This is a genomic window from Pelagibacterium lentulum (assembly GCF_003992625.1).
GTDB lineage: Bacteria > Pseudomonadota > Alphaproteobacteria > Rhizobiales > Devosiaceae > Pelagibacterium > Pelagibacterium lentulum.
Map to the genome: position 1 here is coordinate 1,713 of NZ_RZMW01000049.1, position 15,477 is coordinate 17,189.

Consider the following 15,477-nt stretch of genomic DNA (forward strand, 5'->3'; position numbering starts at 1 on the left):
CTTCGCCGAAACGCTTGCGGGCCTCTTGATGCTGGCCGGCGCGCTCATGTGGCTCTCCGTCCCTCTCGCGTTGTTCATCGGCTCGGTTGGTGCTGCATCTGTGTTCAAGGATGTTTATGTCGACAAGCGCGAACTCAAATGCGCTTGCGTGGGGGGCGGCTCTAACGTGCCGCTGGGCTTCGTCTCACTGACAGAGAACCTCATGATGATCGCGATGGCCGTATGGATGCCTGTTCGTCATGGCATGTAGCGGATTTCGATATGAGCCATGAGGTGACCTGGATTCTCGTTGCAAGTGCTCAATCGACTTCGGGGAACAACGGCAGAATCAGTCGGGCCAGGCGGCAAGCATATCTAAGCCGCCAGAAGCCGAGAGTAAAATCTCAGCCTGTAGCGTATATCCGGTAGGTGTGGGGATTGGCGGTAGCGGTCCTCCGCTACCAAGCCGTACGCTGTAGCGCGATAACACATACAAAAAACACGATTTTCTGCGAAATCTTACTGCTATGATAATGTGTCTGATGGTAGCGGCTAGAAATACGGAACTCGCAATGCATGGTGAACTGACGGAAGATGGATTGTCCGTCGGTCGTCATCGCATCGCTCGTCTCATGAGGGAGAATGGGCTGAAGGCATTGCAAAAAGCGGCGCTTCAAGAAAACCACCGATAGCCATCACGGCGGCCCGGTGGCCGCCAACTTGCTGGCCTAGGACTTCTTTTGCAAGGGGCCAGATCAGAAGTGGGGAGCTGATATCAGTTATATCTGGACCAATGAGGGTTGGCTCAATCGGCGATTGTACTCGATCTTTACTCCCGGCGCATCGTGGGATGGGCAACCAGTGACCGGCTCAAGAAGGACTTGGCGATCAGTGCTTTGAAACGAGCAATTGCTATCCGCCGCCCATCGCGCCGGCTTCTCCATCATTCCGATCGCGGCAGCGAATATTGTGCCTATGACTACCTGGCTGTGCTTGAGGAGAACGGCGTCATCGCTTCAATGAGCGGAAAAGGTAATTGTTATGACAATGCAATGGTCGAAACCGTCTTCAAGACAATCAAGTCCGAGCTGATCTGGAGAACAAGCTTCCAGTCAAGGGCGCGGCCCAATCAGCTCTTGGCCAAGTAAGTTTCGTATTTTTCCGGCTCTTCTTTGCGCAACCGATGAAATGGGAAATCAGGATAGGCCACCTATTGAACGGTGTGACTGCGCCCAACCTGATCATCGTCCCGTGCATTTGATGGCCGAAGGGAAGGCTAAGCCATAAATGCTTGCGCGTATTTAGAGGCGTCAGGAACAAAGACGCTTGCCACATCGACCTCGACTGTGTCATCGCCGAAATCTATCGGAAGCCAAGCCATTTAATCGCGATCGGTCAGCACTCCTTTCGCAGAGTCTTGAGTTGCTGTGCTCGGCATCATGATTGCGAAGGCGGCCCAATCGCGATAGATCGTCTTCTCTAGGGAAACTCCTTGTAACTGGAATTCCATGAGCCATCGAAAAACGGGGTGGCCACGCAATCCTGAAAGGAATCTGTTATCTTCGATCACTGCCGAATTGGATTGGTTTCCGCAAAATGACAAGCGGCCAATTGCCCTTCGGCCACTTGCCTGAGTTCTGGCCGTTCCGAAGAGCAAATCGGCTGGGCTAGTGGACATCTGGTTCTAAAGCTGCATCCGGATGGCACCTTTGTCGGGCTAGGGACATCACCCTGCAGAATTATGCGTTTTGTATTGCCCTCTGGATCGGGCTCAGGTGCTGCCGACAGCAGCGCCTGCGTATAAGGATGTTGAGGGGCGGCGTAAATTTTCGACTTGGGTCCGATTTCAACAACACGCCCAAGATACATCACCATGACTCTGTCGGCGATGTGGCGAACCACTGCGAGATCGTGCGCCACAAAAAAGTATGAGAACCCCTTGTCCTGTTGCAAATCCTGAAGCAGGTTTACTATCTGCGCTTGCACCGAAACATCGAGCGCGGAAACTGGCTCGTCAGCAACAATGAGTGCCGGATTCAACGCAATTGCCCGTGCGATCCCAATACGCTGACGCTGACCACCGGAGAACTGGCGCGGTCGCCGATCCATGATATCGGGGGAAAGGCCAACCTGCTCGAGTAAGTCCGCCACTCGCTCTCGACGCGCACGAGAAGACATGGAAGGCTCGAATACTTCAAGCGGCTCGGCGATTATCTCAGCGATCGTGCGCCGCGGGCTCAACGAGCCATAGGGGTCCTGAAATACCATTTGCATCTTACGGCGTGAATTGCGCAACGCCTCCTTCGAAATCTGCGTAAGATCAGTTCCGTCAATTTCTATGCGTCCACCTGTTGGTTCCAACAGGCGCAGTAAAAGCCGACCCAGTGTGGATTTTCCACAACCCGATTCCCCAACCACAGCCAGGGTCTCTCCGGCAAACATTTCAAAGCTCACGCCGTCCACAGCACGAACCTGTGGCGTTTTCTCTTTACTGAATAGCCGACCTTCACCGCCAAAGAACTTCGTCACACCTTCGGCTTTTACGAGTACGTCATTCACGACACTTCCTCCTCCGCAGTGACCCAACAAGCTGCACTATGTTCCGAACCGAACTGAAACATGGGCGGCATCTGTTCCTGACAGCGGTTCTGGCGCAGTGAACAGCGTGCAAAAAAAGGACAACCTTGCTTTATCGAGCCGGCCGCGGGCACCGAGCCGGCAATCTGATAAAGCCGTTCCCGGTCATCGGCCAAACGAGGAACCGCCTGAAGCAGTCCCTGGGTATAGGGATGCTTAGGGGTGCGGAATATCGATTTAACGTCCCCATCCTCCACGACCCGTCCCGCATACATGACCACGACGCGATCGCAGATATCAGCTATCACTCCGAGATCGTGAGAAATCAGCAGGATTGAGCTATTGACCTCACTGCGGATTTTCTTCATCAATTCGAGCACTTGCGCTTGAATAGTCACGTCCAGAGCGGTGGTCGGTTCGTCAGCTATCAGGAGCTTGGGATCGCAAGCCAAAGCCATTGCAATCATAACCCTTTGGCGCATACCGCCCGAGAACTGGTGAGGATAAGAGCCCAGCCTTGATACCGGATCGGGCATTCCTACCAGTTTTAGCAGTTCGATAACTCTTTCACGGCGACGTGAGCTATCTAGCGCTCTATGTAGCTTGATGGCCTCTCCAATTTGATCGCCAATGGCCATAACAGGATTGAGCGAACTCATCGGTTCCTGAAAGATCATCGCGATATCGCGACCCCGAATTTCCGGCATCTTGTTTCGCGGCAATTTGAGCAGGTCGCAGCCATCGAACTCAACACGGCCTGCAGCGATATGTCCTGGCGGTTCGGGTACAAGTCGTAAGATTGACAGAGAGGTGATCGATTTACCGGAGCCCGATTCGCCAACCAAGCCAACCGCTTGCCCACGGCCGACCGAGAAACTGACGTCGTTTAAAACTCGGATGGGGTTTGAAACAGGCCCAAAGTCCACACTGAGGTTTTCGACCTTAAGTAAAGCTCTACTCATTCGCCGCCCTCCGGATCCAATACATCCCGAACCGCATCGCCGATCAAATTGAAAGACAAAACGACCACAGTGATCGCGAGGCCCGCACCGATGATTGGCCATGGCGAACCAAAAATATTGTTGAGGCCATCCCGTATGATATTGCCCCAACTCGGATGGGGTGGGCGTGTGCCGATTCCCAGGAAGCTCAACGCTGCTTCGAGCCTGATTGCTGATGCTACCCACAAAGTCATCAAAACAACAATCGGAGCGGCAATATTGGGCACGATATGACGAATGATAATTGTCGGAGTCCGCACCCCCACCGAGATGGCGGCCTCCACATACGGCTCTTGCTTAACTGCTAGGGTCGATGCTCGTGCAACCCGCGCGAACCCCGGAACAAACGCAATTGTCAGCACCACGATGATGTTCCAGAATCCCCCTCCTAGCGCCGCCATGATGATGATCGCCAAAAGAAGTTCGGGAAAGGCGAGCAAGAGATCGATTAGGCGCGTGACAAGTCGATCTACCAATCCGCCGAAATAACCAGCTGTTACTCCCAATGTTGTTCCAATAATGGCAGCTAAAAAAGGTGCAGTTATTCCAAAAATAAGAGAGTTTCTCGAGCCATAGATCAACCTGGACAATACATCGCGTCCGAATTGATCGGTACCTAACCAATGCTCGGCGCTAGGATAGATATTGATTGTTAGGTAGCTCTGCGCAAGCGGATCGTATGGGGCGATAAGTGGCGCAAGTATTGCCACACAGATGAAAATGAAAATGACAAGGGCTGCAACCATCGTCACAGGATTGCCCAGAAACACGGTCTTGATAACAAACAGCGTGCGCGAGTCCGGCGCCGAGGTCAGGCGCGTGCTGGGAAGTGCGGTCATTTATTTCACCCGTATTCTGGGATCGATCGCGATGTAAGCGAGATCGATGAGAAGATTGATCAGTACGACGAAGAACGCAAAGACCACCACACCCGCCTGGATGACCGGATAATCGCGCTCGGCAATGGCATTTATGAGAACACTGCCAATCCCCGGACGGTTGAAAACGAGCTCAATGGCGACAGAGCCTGATAGGGTTGCGAGAAGACTTAATCCCAAGCCTGTGGTGACCGGCAACAATGCATTGCGCAATCCATGACGAAAGATGACACGTCCTTCTCGCGCGCCTTTGGCTCGGGCTGTGCGTACATAGTCCCTTCCCAGAACCTCAAGCAGCGAGGTTCTCGTCAAGCGGCCGATGAAAGCCGACTTAACCATTGCCAATGTGACGGCAGGTAAGAAAATGTGGTGCATTCGGCTGGCGAAATCGTGCCCCCCGCCGCTGATCGGAAACCATCCAAGGTTCAAGGCGAAAACAATGAGCAGAACCGCACCGAGATAGAAATCAGGGATTGCATACCCAACCAGCGAGAATGCCCGCACCCCGTTATCTGGCGCCTTGTTGCGGTAGACCGCTGCCATAACGCCCAAGGGTATGCCTGCAAGCAGGCCCATGCCGGTGGCGACAACAGTCAACTCTATGGTGTACGGCAAATTGCGTGCGAGAATATCGACCACGGGAACATTGGAGATCAACGAACGGCCAAAGTCGAGCGTTATCATGTTCCAAGTAAAGGTGATGTACTGCAACCACAGCGGGGCATTGAGTCCCATCTGTTCGCGAAACAAATTTAGTTGCTCTGGCGTTGCATAGTCTCCCAATGCCACTAATGCAGGATCGCCAGGTAGAAGCCGGAGGGCCACAAAGACGAGCGTCAGTACCAGCAGAACTGTAGGTATTGTATCGAACAGCCGAATGCCGATCATACGGATCATATCCGTGACCCTCCTTAGCTTTTAGGAAACGACTCTTGCCTGATTGAGCGGCCAGTAGGCGTAACCAGATTGCACCTCGAAACCGAGGTCAATTCTAGGATTGCGCGCGATGACGTACGACAACGTTATGATGCCCAGCAGAGGCAGATCGGTCAGAACCTTTTGCTCGATCTCCTCGACCAATGCGATGCGCCGCTCAAAGTCGGGTTCATCCTGAACCTGCTCAAGAAGATCGTCGACCCCGTCAATTGCTACGCCATAGTGACTAAAGTTGTTCTGCCCGGTGCCATCAGGTTGCACGACGGCACTGGCCGACAACCACTGCAGCAGCGGCTGGGTCGGCACGGGCGGATAACTTGAAGACTGTAATGGCATTGCATTGCGCGCCGATCGATTGTCCGCATGGAATGTGGAGTGATCGATAATCTGTAAATCAAGTTCAATACCAGCTGCCCGCAACTGCTCTTGAACAATCAGCATGATCGAAGCGTAGTCTTCGCGCTGACTGGTGAAGGCCGAGATCATCACTCCATCGGGATAGCCTGCCTCCGCCAACAGTTCCCGAGCACGCTCAATGTTGTGCTCGTAACGAAGGTTTTCAGGCAAAGACTCCTTGGAAACAGACCCAGGAAATTGAGACGCAATAACCCCCACCATAGGCGTTGCCAACTCTCCATAGGCGGCCGCAATCTGTTCATTATTGATTGCGTATCGAATTGCTTGACGCACCCGAAGGTCGTCAAGGGGCGCTTGAGTAAGGTTGAGGTGCAGAGAATTGAAACTACCTGGAGCTGTGGCATCAAATATTGTGTCTGCTGACCGTTGCTGCATCTGAGGAATCCAGCCTGGAGACCGCACACCTTCAATCATGTCCACTTCGCCGGAGGCAAAAGCCAGCGTTCGTGCTGTTGTGTCAGCAATAAAGGCGATCCGCAGGTTCGGAGTGGCTGCAATACCATCGAAATGATCTTCAAACGCCTGCAAAACGATGCCGTCGGTGCTGAAATCAACCACTTCATACGGTCCCGTGCCCACCGGCGAATGATTGAACTCATCTCCGCGTTCTTCGAAAGCAGCACGACTGATGATGTTTGCCGGTAACGTCGCAATGCAACTTCCGTTAAACAAAGGGTCGGGTCGTTCCAGGGTGAATACGACAGTGTAGTCGTCTGGTGCTTCCACTCCTTGAATATTTTGATAGAGGACTTTGCCATTGGTTACGATTGAAGGATCGAGTTGACGACCGAAGGTGAATAAGACGTCGGCGGCAGTCATCTCCCCGTATCCCCCGTGAAATTCTACACCGCGCCGCAGGTGATACGTCCAGGTTCGGGCGTCATCACTGCTTTCCCAGCTTTCCGCCAGCGACGGTCGAAATTCCTCAGGCGTCGTCGCGAATGTGCCGGGGTCCGCCTTCACAAGGGTATTAAATACCTGATGGATCGCCCAGTTGTCGCCTCCGGTAAGCCCTGTCTGTTGAGGGTTTACACCGTTCGGAGCACGCGCGGCCAGAGCGATGGTGATCGTGTCGCTTTGCTGGGCCTGGGCAATGTTGACGTTAAAGCCAACGCTAGCTACAGCGCCCAAGGCACTCGCTTGAGCCAAAAAGGCCCGTCTCGAAATTCCCATGATCTCCTCCTGTCGTTGGGATTTCTAAGCTGTAATAGGTATCGAACGTCGATTCATTTCCTCTGCATCGAACTCCATGCCCAGGCCTGGTGCTTCGGGTAAGGCAAAGAGGCCATCTACGGCCTGCGACGGATTGTTGAAGATTTGGCCGGCGCGTTCCCATCCATCTGCCAGTTCGACCGGTTTGCTCAGGTGCATTACTGTCGAAAGCACATGCAGATTGGCCAAGTGGCCAATTGAGGGCTGGGTCTGGTGGGGGACCAGTTCCACTCCGTGAGCATGCGCAAGAGCAGCACACTGCATGAGCCCGGTAATACCACCCATTTTGGTAATGTCCGGTTGCACCATGCGCACCCCGGCATTTATCAGATCCTTGAGGGCTTGAAGCGTATATGTCTGTTCGCCGGCCGAGACCGTTATGTCGAGCCGCTGGGCGACTTCGCCCATGCCAGAGACATTATAGTGCTGTATGGGCTCTTCGAACCAAGTGTATCCCAAGTCCTCTAGTGCACGACCGACCTTGATCGCGCCCCCAACCGAATAGCCATTGTTGGCGTCAAATCCGAGGACGAAGTCGTCGCCAAGCAATTTACGAACGGCGCGGGCTTTAGCGATGTCACCGGCGATATCGACGTCCTGTTTGGTGCGGTCGCCGTCCCAACGAATCTTAACGGCGGCAGGGTTTTCTTTAGACACACGCCGCTCGACAATGGCTAGAACTTCGTCAATCGAGCGCCAGGCATTGCCGCCAATCGATGCGTAGGATGGCATTTGCTTTCGCCACGCCCCACCAAGCAGTTTGTAAATAGGCAGTTCAAGTGCTTTGCCTTTGAGGTCCCAAAGCGCGACATCAAGCGCTGCAAGTGCGGCCGTGGCCGCCCCCTCCGGACCGAGCTTGACGCATTTGTGCCAGAGCGTATCGAGTAGCACAGCATGGTCGAGAGGGTCCTTGCCAAGCAATTCGGGTGCCATGTGGTTGGCGATTATCGTCAACGAGGCCAGGCCACCGTACATTGGCGACGCTTCGCCCATTCCAAATAAGCCGTCCTCTGTTTCAATCCGGACGAATGCGCTGCGCGCCGGGGATAAAGCTGTCTTCACCGAGCTGCCAATGTCACCCCACGCCACTTGAAACGTTTCGATGCGCTTTATCTTCATGTCCTTCTCCCTTGTCGAAGCGCTCACCAATTGGCGGCGATGTATTTGGTTTCTGTGAATTCAAGGATGCCGTGATGGGCGCCTTCCCGCCCAAGTCCGCTTTGTTTGACCCCACCGAAAGGCGCTGCTGGATCCGACACCAATCCCCGGTTAAGACCAACCATCCCACTCTCAAGCTGCTCTGAGAGGGCCAGTCCGCGAGCGAGGTCGCGGGTAAACAGGTATGAGATCAGCCCAAACTCAGTGTCGTTGGCCTGCCTAACGACATCTTCATCACTACCGAACCGAACAATAGGCGCAATCGGCCCGAAGATTTCCTCGCGCAAGATTCTCGCGTCAGAGCGAACATTGGTGAGCACCGTTGGCGGAAAGAAAAACCCAGGGCGGTCAAGGGGGGCACCGCCAACAAGGATAGTAGCGCCCTTGGCGACAGCATCTTCGACCAGTTCATGCAAACGGGTCACAGCCGCCCGGTTGATCACCGGCCCACACTCAGTCTGCTTGTCGTAGGCGATGCCGATATCGAGCCCACCCATACGTTCAGCTAAGCCGTTTGCAAATGCATCATGGACCGTGTCGTGAACATAGAACCGGTTGGCGGCGGTGCACGCCTCGCCACCATTGCGCATCTTTGCAATCATTGCCCCCGCGAGTGCGTCATCGATATCGGCATCATCGAGAACAATGAAAGGCGCATTTCCTCCGAGTTCCATTGAGCAAGACACGACCGATTTTGCCGCAGCCGCCAAGAGAACACGGCCCACCTCTGTGGAACCGGTAAAGGACAATTTGCGAACCCGGGCGTCGTCGAGTAGCGCGCCGACAACCTTGCCCGAATGCGCTGTGGTCAACACGTTGACGACGCCGCGCGGGACACCCGCTTCCGCATAGAGGTCGGCGAGATAATTTGCAGTAAGTGGAGTTTCACTGGCAGGCTTGAGTATGCAGGTGCAGCCCGCCGCCAGGGCCGGAGCGATTTTGCGGGTCGCCATTGCGGCCGGGAAATTCCACGGCGTGACCAGGATGGAGACACCGATGGGCTGATGCTCTACTATGATCCGATTTGCACCAGAGGGCGCTGGGTATATCTCCCCGTTGAGGCGAACTGCTTCTTCGGCAAACCATCTGAAAAATTCTGCTGCATAGCGAACCTCTCCGAGGGCGTCTGCAAGCGACTTGCCATTTTCGAGCGAAATCAATTCTGCGATGATGTCCTGCCGTTCGATCATCAACTCAAAGCAACGACGCAATACTTCTGCCCGTTCCCGCGGCGCTGTCCGGGACCACGAAGGAGCCCTGTCGTGCGCAACCTCCAGCGCGGCCATGGCATCGGCCACGCTAGCATTTTCAACATGAGTGATCACATTGCCAGTCGAAGGATCGACAACCGGAATGGCTTCCCCGCCGTTACCCTTTCGCCACTCCCCATCGATGTAGAGCCCTGTGGGCACTGGAGTATCGCCAAGTCGAAGGAGTTCGTTATCGATTGCGAAATGCGCGGTCATATCAACTTGCCTTTGTCTGCTGTGTGTCCTGAAGTGCCGGCCGATCACCGTCAAAAGCCGCCTTGACCAGCATTCTCATTCCAGCGAGATCCAGGGGGCGGGGATTGTTCTTGACGAGACGAGTGGCAGAGAGTGCTTGGCTTGCGACCCATTCCACATCTGATCGCGACAACCCAAGGCTCTCAAGGGTTTCCGGGATACCAATTGCCTTCATCAATCGTGCTGTGTGTTCTATCGCAGCCTGGGCATTTTCGCTGATGCTGGCGCCAGGTTCGCTGACGCCCATTGCTATGGCAATCTCGGCCAGAGCGCTGCCGCAGTACGGAGCATTAAACTGCATGACATACGGCAGCATGACCGCTACCCCTGCTCCGTGCGGCGTGTTTGTGAGTGCCCCCACCGGGTATTGGATGGCATGCGCCGCTGCAGTGCCGGCAACGCCAAATGCCAGTCCGGCAGCGAGCGATCCCAGCATCAACGATTCGCGGGCGTTCCGATCAGTCACGTCCCTATAGGCGCGCTCCAAGCTTGTACTGATGTGTCGAATGGCTAGGAGAGCGTGATGATCGCTCAACACGTTTTTGCCGACAAAAACGTGTTCATGGGCTAAATCCGACGAACCATCTCTTGGCGTGTTGGTATACGCTTCGATCGCGTGAGTAAGAGCATCCGCCCCTGAAACAGCCGTGAGCGTTGCTGGGCAGGTATAAGTAAGCTCGGGATCGCAAATTGCGACGACAGGAACCAGATATGGGCTTGCTATGCCTACTTTGACAGCCCGCTCATGATCCCCTACCACAGCCACCGGCGTTGCTTCCGATCCGGTTCCCGACGTAGTCGGTATGGCGATTATAGGCACGACCGGACCTGGGATCTTGAATTCTCCGTAATAGTCGGCCGGCTTGCCTCCATGGCGTAATAGCAACGCAATCACCTTGGCTGCATCGATACAACTGCCGCCACCGATCCCGATCACAACGTCGGCGGACAGTTTGAGCCCCTGATCAACGCCGGCGTCAAGGCATTCAATCGGCAGCTCAGGAAGGACCCCATGAAATACCGACGAGGTAACCCCTTGCGCATTCAATCCCTGCACAAGTTCACTGATATCGGCCGATTTCCGCATGCGCTCATCGGTGACGATCAACGCTACCGAGCCGAACTGTTTGGCGTAGCGCGGTGCACTTTGCCGCTGACCATTGCCGAACACGATGTACTCGGGGCTTCGCTGCACACCAAAAATCATTACATTGGTCTCCGTGGGCTGGGTTGATCATGACCCACTTCGGCCAGCTGACGAATCTGCGCCCAAACGCGGTCTTCAACCGGCAGACCATCATGCATTCTTTCAGATCTTAGGCTTTTTGACCGATCACCAGGTATGCGCACAGCGTCGAAACCGTCTGCAGGAGGGGTTTGTCGGAGTTGCTCCAAATACGGGGCGAGTTGGCCAGCTGGTCCATCAATAACGATGAAGACATCGCCCTTGTTGCAGGTCTCAGTTGAGTCCAGCGTTCCGCGAACATCTCTTCCCAGCGCAGCTTGGGCAAGATTTCCGACGAGCAATTCGATAGCAAGGCCAAGTGCGTAACCCTTTGCTTCGCCAAACGGTGCGATCGAGCCATTCTTGGCTCGAACTGGGTCGGTCGTGGGATTTCCATCCTCGTCCAAAGCCCAGTGATCGGGGATGGGCTCTCCCCTTTGGGCATGGTCGTGAATCTTGCCCATGGAGACGATACTGGTGGCGGTGTCCACAACAAAGGCCCCACTCTCGGTCGGCAGACCAATGGCAATGGGATTGGTCCCGAGCATGGCGGTTCGACCACCCCAAGGATGCACCAGCGCTTCGCTTGTCGACAGGCCAATGAGCGTCTGTCCCTGCTCAGCGACATTTTCAGCATAATATCCGAGCATGCCGAGATGATTGGAGTTCCGAATAGCCGCAATCGCGCTCCCACATTCAGCTGCGCGTTTACGCACCTGGGACAATGCAGCCATCGCTACTACCGGCCCCAGCCCAGCCTGCCCGTCAACTTCAAGAAAAGTGGAACGCAACCATTGGTGTGAGCCCGTAACTTTAGGGTCAGCAACACCATTGGCTATTCGTTCAATTAGTCTGGGAAGGCGCATCAGCCCGTGCGACGCCAATCCTCGCAGTTCGGCCTCCAAAAGGACCTCGGACTGAATCCAAGCCCCCTCCTCAGTTACCCCTGCTCCAACAAGGGCCCGGATCATTGTATCTCGCGCCTTGTCTGCGTCTATCAACATCACGATATAAAATCCTATCGGATATATTATTGTCTTGTGGCGACTATGATGCTAATGCTCACGCACGTCAACCACTGAAAGACAAAACATGGGCGCAAACGGTCAGGAGCAGCAAGGAACAGGCATAAAGCGGCCGCCGCGCTTGGGCGAAGAAGTCTACAACGCAATTTACGCGCAACTTATGAGCCTCAAAATCCCCCCTGGCGGCCGGATTTCTGTTGACAACCTCGTCCGGGAGCTTGGTGTTTCCCAGACACCAATCCGCGAGGCGCTGTCGCGCCTCGAAGCGCAGGGTCTCGTCCTCAAGACACACCTTGTTGGATACTCGGCGGCAAGCCAAATGGATCGAAAGCGATTTGAGCAGCTATACGAGTTGCGCATGCTGCTCGAGCCGTATGCCGCAGCTCAGGCGGCCCAACACATGTCAGATGCGGCAGTTGCCAATCTGAAACGACTTGCTGGCGAAATGGAACCGACCGGAAAAGAGGATCCGCGTTCAGCCTATAGTCGATTTGCACAACGTGACAGTGAGTTTCACGATCTAGTCGCCCAGGGTGCCGGCAACGAACTTGTACAAGACTCACTAGCCCGATTACACATTCACGTGCACCTATTCAGGCTGTTCTATCATTCGCTGGCGACGTCAGAAGCCTCGATCGAGCACGGCGAGATCATTGCTGCTATCGACGCGCGAAACGCGGTTGCCGCAGAAAAAGCAATGCGCGTTCATATCGAGAAATCCAAGGCACGCTTCATCCACGCAGTGATTAGTGCCGACTAAACTTCAAACCTGCGCTGAGACCTGCCTCAGCTTGAGTGGGCGAGATCTGGTCGCTGATTGTCTCACTATATATCTTTAGAGACGGAGATCGTGTTCAATTCTCGCGATTGAGATGGTGCACATCCACTAGACCAGCCCGGGCTTGGAACAAATGGTACCGCATATACGTCGCCGCACCCTCGCTGTCCTGAATTGAAATAGCTGAAATGATCCAGTTATGCTCCTCAACCACACGCGTGCGCAACGCCGAGCTACGATCCCGCGCTAGCTCGAGGCCCAACGCAACTGTTCCGACAATCGGCTTGCGTATTTCGTTTAGCAGGTGGCCGAAATATTCGTTGCCAGATGCATGTGAAATCGCGTCGTGAAATGCAAGGTCTTCATCTCTTCCCAGCTCACCCGCGGACAGCTGTTCCTTGAGAGCCTCGTTAGCCGCTTTGATATCTGCCAATTGCGCCCGAGTTCGCCTTGTTGCCGCAAGTCGGGCCGCTTCAACCTCGAGGATGTTGATTGCCGCTGAGATCTGATGGATTGGATGCCCCCTCCCGACGGCATCGCAATGTGCCAAAGTGATGTTTGCAACGTCACTTGAAGGAGAGAGCATCCATGAACGAAGTTAGCATTGTTGGGGTGGACCTTGCAAAGCGGGTCTTTCAGCTTCACGGATCGCGGGCGGACGGCACGGTTGCATTTCGCAAGAAGGTAACCCGCGGCCATGTCCTGACGGTTCTGGCGGGTTTGCCCAAGTGCATTGTGGCGATGGAAGCCTGCGCGACAGCCCATTTCTGGGCACGCGAGATCGGAAAGCTCGGGCACAGCGTGAGGCTGATCCCGCCGGTTTACGTCAAGCCATTTGTCAAGAGGCAAAAGAACGATGCTGCCGACGCTGAAGCGATCGCAGAAGCGGCCAGTCGCCCCACCATGCGGTTTGTCCAGCCCAAGAGCGAGCAGCAACAAGCACGAGCAATGGTGTTTCGAACACGTGACCTGCTGGTTCGCCAGAGGACGCAATTGATCAATGCCCTTCGCGCCCATTTGGCTGAGCATGGCGTCATTGCAGCGCAGGGCATAACCAATGTCGCCGCGCTTGGCGCACTCATCGAGCAAGCTGATTGCGATCTCGATCTGATGGTGGTGGAGACGGCGCGCCTATACCTTGACCAGATCGAGGTGCTTTCCGACAGGATCGCGACGCTGGAAAAGGTGCTCAAACTCGAAGCAGCTCGGTCACAAAGTGCGGTCCGGCTTATGACCATGCCGGGAATTGGGCCCGTTACCGCAATGGCGGTTGATGCTTTCGCGCCGTCCATGACAGCGTTCAAGCGGGGGCGCGACTTTGCGGCTTGGCTGGGGCTGGTCCCGCGCCAGCACTCAAGTGGCGGAAAACAGGTTCTGGGCCGAACATCGAAGATGGGGCAACGCGATATTCGTCGGCTGCTGATCATCGGCGCGATGACCGTCATCCGCTGGGCAGACCGCAAGGGTGTTTCAGAAAGCTCATGGTTGGGGCGGATGCTGTCGCGCAAGCCGCGCATGTTGGTTGCGATCGCATTGGCCAACAAGATGGCCCGGTCGATCTGGGCGATGATGACAAAGAACGAGGATTATCGGACTCCGGCCCTGTCTGCTGCCTGAGTGCATACACGCAGGTAATCAGCCACGGTCAGAGCGTCGGGGTGTGAGGAGGCCAGCGAACGGTAAGGACAAGGATACGGTGAGACAGGATCTGGAAAGGCATGCGGGTCAGAGAGCATCGAAGCTCGCAGATTTGATTTGCGCCAGGTCCGCACAGCTCCATACCGGCCAGCGGTCAGTATTTGCCGCATGAAAGGCCTGATACATGACCGCACCCGATCACACGTCCAGAACGTTCGGAAAACCTCTTGCGCTAACGGGGGCATCCATACATGACCCGGGATTGGGGGATATTTCCACTGAGAACTGACCCATGTTTGAACGCTATCCTGCTCGTTTTGGGCAGGAGATTGAGGAGTGTTGGACATGGCGTTTTTGAGCGTTATCCGGCGCTGGCATTTCCGGGACGGGTTTTCGATCCGGGAGATTTCGCGGCGCACAGGTCTGTCCCGTAATACTATTCGCAAATATCTTCGGTCCGATACGGTTGAGCCGAAGTTCAAGGTGCCCGAGCGGCCGAGCAAGATCGATCCGTTTGCCGAGAAGCTGTCAGGCTGGTTGAAGGCTGAGAGCCGCAAGCCGCGCAAGCAGCGGCGCACGGTCAAGCAGATCCACGCCGATCTGGTCAGTCTTGGCTTTGAAGGTTCCTATGGTCGGGTGGCGGTTTTTGCCCGGCGCTGGAAAGAGGATTTCCAGCGCCAGCAGAACACCACCGGCCGTGGCGTTTTCGTTCCCCTGGCTTTCGAGCCGGGCGAAGCCTTCCAGTTTGATTGGAGTGAGGACTGGGCGCTGATCGGGGGCGAGCGGGTCAAGCTGCAGATCGCGCACTTCAAGCTCTGCTACAGCCGGGCCTTTGCGGTAAGGGCCTATCTGCTCCAGACCCACGAGATGCTGTTTGATGCCCATAATCACGCCTTCCGCGTGCTGGGCGGAATCCCGCGTCGGGGCATTTATGACAATATGCGCACGGCGGTCGACAAGGTCGGGCGTGGCAAGGCCCGGCAGGTCAATGCCCGGTTCTCGGCCATGGCCAGTCACTTTGTGTTCGAGCCCGAGTTCTGCAATCCCGCTGCGGGCTGGGAGAAGGGGTTGGTGGAAAAGAACGTGCTTGATATGCGGCACCGGCTTTTCCAGCCCTTGCCACGTGCAAACTCGCTCGATGAGTTGAA

The 15,477-nt window shown here is 55.3% G+C and carries 13 protein-coding genes and 2 pseudogenes; 5 read left to right on the forward strand and 10 right to left on the reverse strand.

Annotated features, from left to right (window positions below; translation table 11 throughout):
* Positions 1-250 (forward strand): annotated as a pseudogene (locus EO133_RS20015) (glutaredoxin); the annotation flags it as partial.
* A gap of 301 nt (positions 251-551) precedes the next feature.
* Positions 552-1,124, forward strand: a pseudogene (locus EO133_RS20020) (IS3 family transposase); the annotation flags it as partial.
* Positions 1,125-1,545: 421 nt separating this feature from the next.
* Here EO133_RS20020 and EO133_RS20025 read toward each other — a convergent pair.
* The 9 genes from EO133_RS20025 to EO133_RS20065 are packed head-to-tail and all read right to left on the reverse strand — an operon-like array spanning position 1,546 to position 11,892.
* Complete coding sequence (locus tag EO133_RS20025; protein WP_127074420.1) at positions 1,546-2,538, reverse strand: ABC transporter ATP-binding protein; 993 nt, start codon at positions 2,536-2,538, stop codon at positions 1,546-1,548.
* Positions 2,535-3,620 carry an ABC transporter ATP-binding protein gene (locus tag EO133_RS20030; protein WP_345842743.1) on the reverse strand — a complete coding sequence of 362 codons (1,086 nt, stop codon included), beginning with the start codon at positions 3,618-3,620 and terminating at the stop codon, positions 2,535-2,537. Before EO133_RS20030 ends, EO133_RS20025 begins: the two co-directional genes overlap by 4 nt.
* Positions 3,515-4,396 (reverse strand): ABC transporter permease, encoded by an 882-nt coding sequence (locus tag EO133_RS20035; protein ID WP_127074422.1) that lies wholly within the window; start codon positions 4,394-4,396, stop codon positions 3,515-3,517. Before EO133_RS20035 ends, EO133_RS20030 begins: the two co-directional genes overlap by 106 nt.
* Complete coding sequence (locus EO133_RS20040) at positions 4,397-5,332, reverse strand: ABC transporter permease (protein WP_127074423.1); 936 nt, start codon at positions 5,330-5,332, stop codon at positions 4,397-4,399.
* Between the two features lie 21 nt (positions 5,333-5,353).
* Positions 5,354-6,961 carry an ABC transporter substrate-binding protein gene (locus EO133_RS20045; protein ID WP_127074424.1) on the reverse strand — a complete coding sequence of 536 codons (1,608 nt, stop codon included), beginning with the start codon at positions 6,959-6,961 and terminating at the stop codon, positions 5,354-5,356.
* A 24-nt stretch (positions 6,962-6,985) separates the two neighbouring features.
* On the reverse strand, positions 6,986-8,119 hold the full coding sequence (locus tag EO133_RS20050; protein ID WP_127074425.1) for a mandelate racemase/muconate lactonizing enzyme family protein: 1,134 nt from the start codon (positions 8,117-8,119) through the stop codon (positions 6,986-6,988).
* 23 nt (positions 8,120-8,142) lie between these two features.
* A complete protein-coding gene (locus tag EO133_RS20055) occupies positions 8,143-9,624 on the reverse strand; it encodes an NAD-dependent succinate-semialdehyde dehydrogenase (RefSeq protein ID WP_127074426.1) in 1,482 nt (493 codons plus the stop codon).
* Position 9,625: 1 nt separating this feature from the next.
* A complete protein-coding gene (locus EO133_RS20060) occupies positions 9,626-10,870 on the reverse strand; it encodes an iron-containing alcohol dehydrogenase (protein ID WP_127074427.1) in 1,245 nt (414 codons plus the stop codon).
* Positions 10,870-11,892: an Ldh family oxidoreductase gene (locus tag EO133_RS20065; RefSeq protein WP_127074428.1), complete on the reverse strand. Its 1,023-nt coding sequence runs from the start codon at positions 11,890-11,892 to the stop codon at positions 10,870-10,872. The genes EO133_RS20060 and EO133_RS20065 overlap by 1 nt, the downstream gene beginning before the upstream one ends.
* An 88-nt stretch (positions 11,893-11,980) precedes the next feature.
* Here EO133_RS20065 and EO133_RS20070 point away from each other — a divergent pair, with 88 nt between their 5' ends.
* Complete coding sequence (locus EO133_RS20070; protein ID WP_127074429.1) at positions 11,981-12,673, forward strand: GntR family transcriptional regulator; 693 nt, start codon at positions 11,981-11,983, stop codon at positions 12,671-12,673.
* 94 nt (positions 12,674-12,767) lie between these two features.
* Here EO133_RS20070 and EO133_RS20075 read toward each other — a convergent pair whose 3' ends face one another.
* Positions 12,768-13,277, reverse strand: a complete 510-nt coding sequence (locus EO133_RS20075) for a FadR/GntR family transcriptional regulator (protein ID WP_127074430.1) — start codon at positions 13,275-13,277, stop codon at positions 12,768-12,770.
* A 2-nt stretch (positions 13,278-13,279) separates the two neighbouring features.
* Between EO133_RS20075 and EO133_RS20080 the strand changes: the two genes are divergently transcribed.
* Both EO133_RS20080 and istA read left to right on the forward strand, forming a co-directional pair.
* Positions 13,280-14,308 (forward strand): IS110 family RNA-guided transposase, encoded by a 1,029-nt coding sequence (locus EO133_RS20080; protein WP_127074431.1) that lies wholly within the window; start codon positions 13,280-13,282, stop codon positions 14,306-14,308.
* Between the two features lie 366 nt (positions 14,309-14,674).
* The coding region (istA, locus tag EO133_RS20085) for an IS21 family transposase (RefSeq protein ID WP_127074432.1) at positions 14,675-15,477 on the forward strand (803 nt) is incomplete at its 3' end.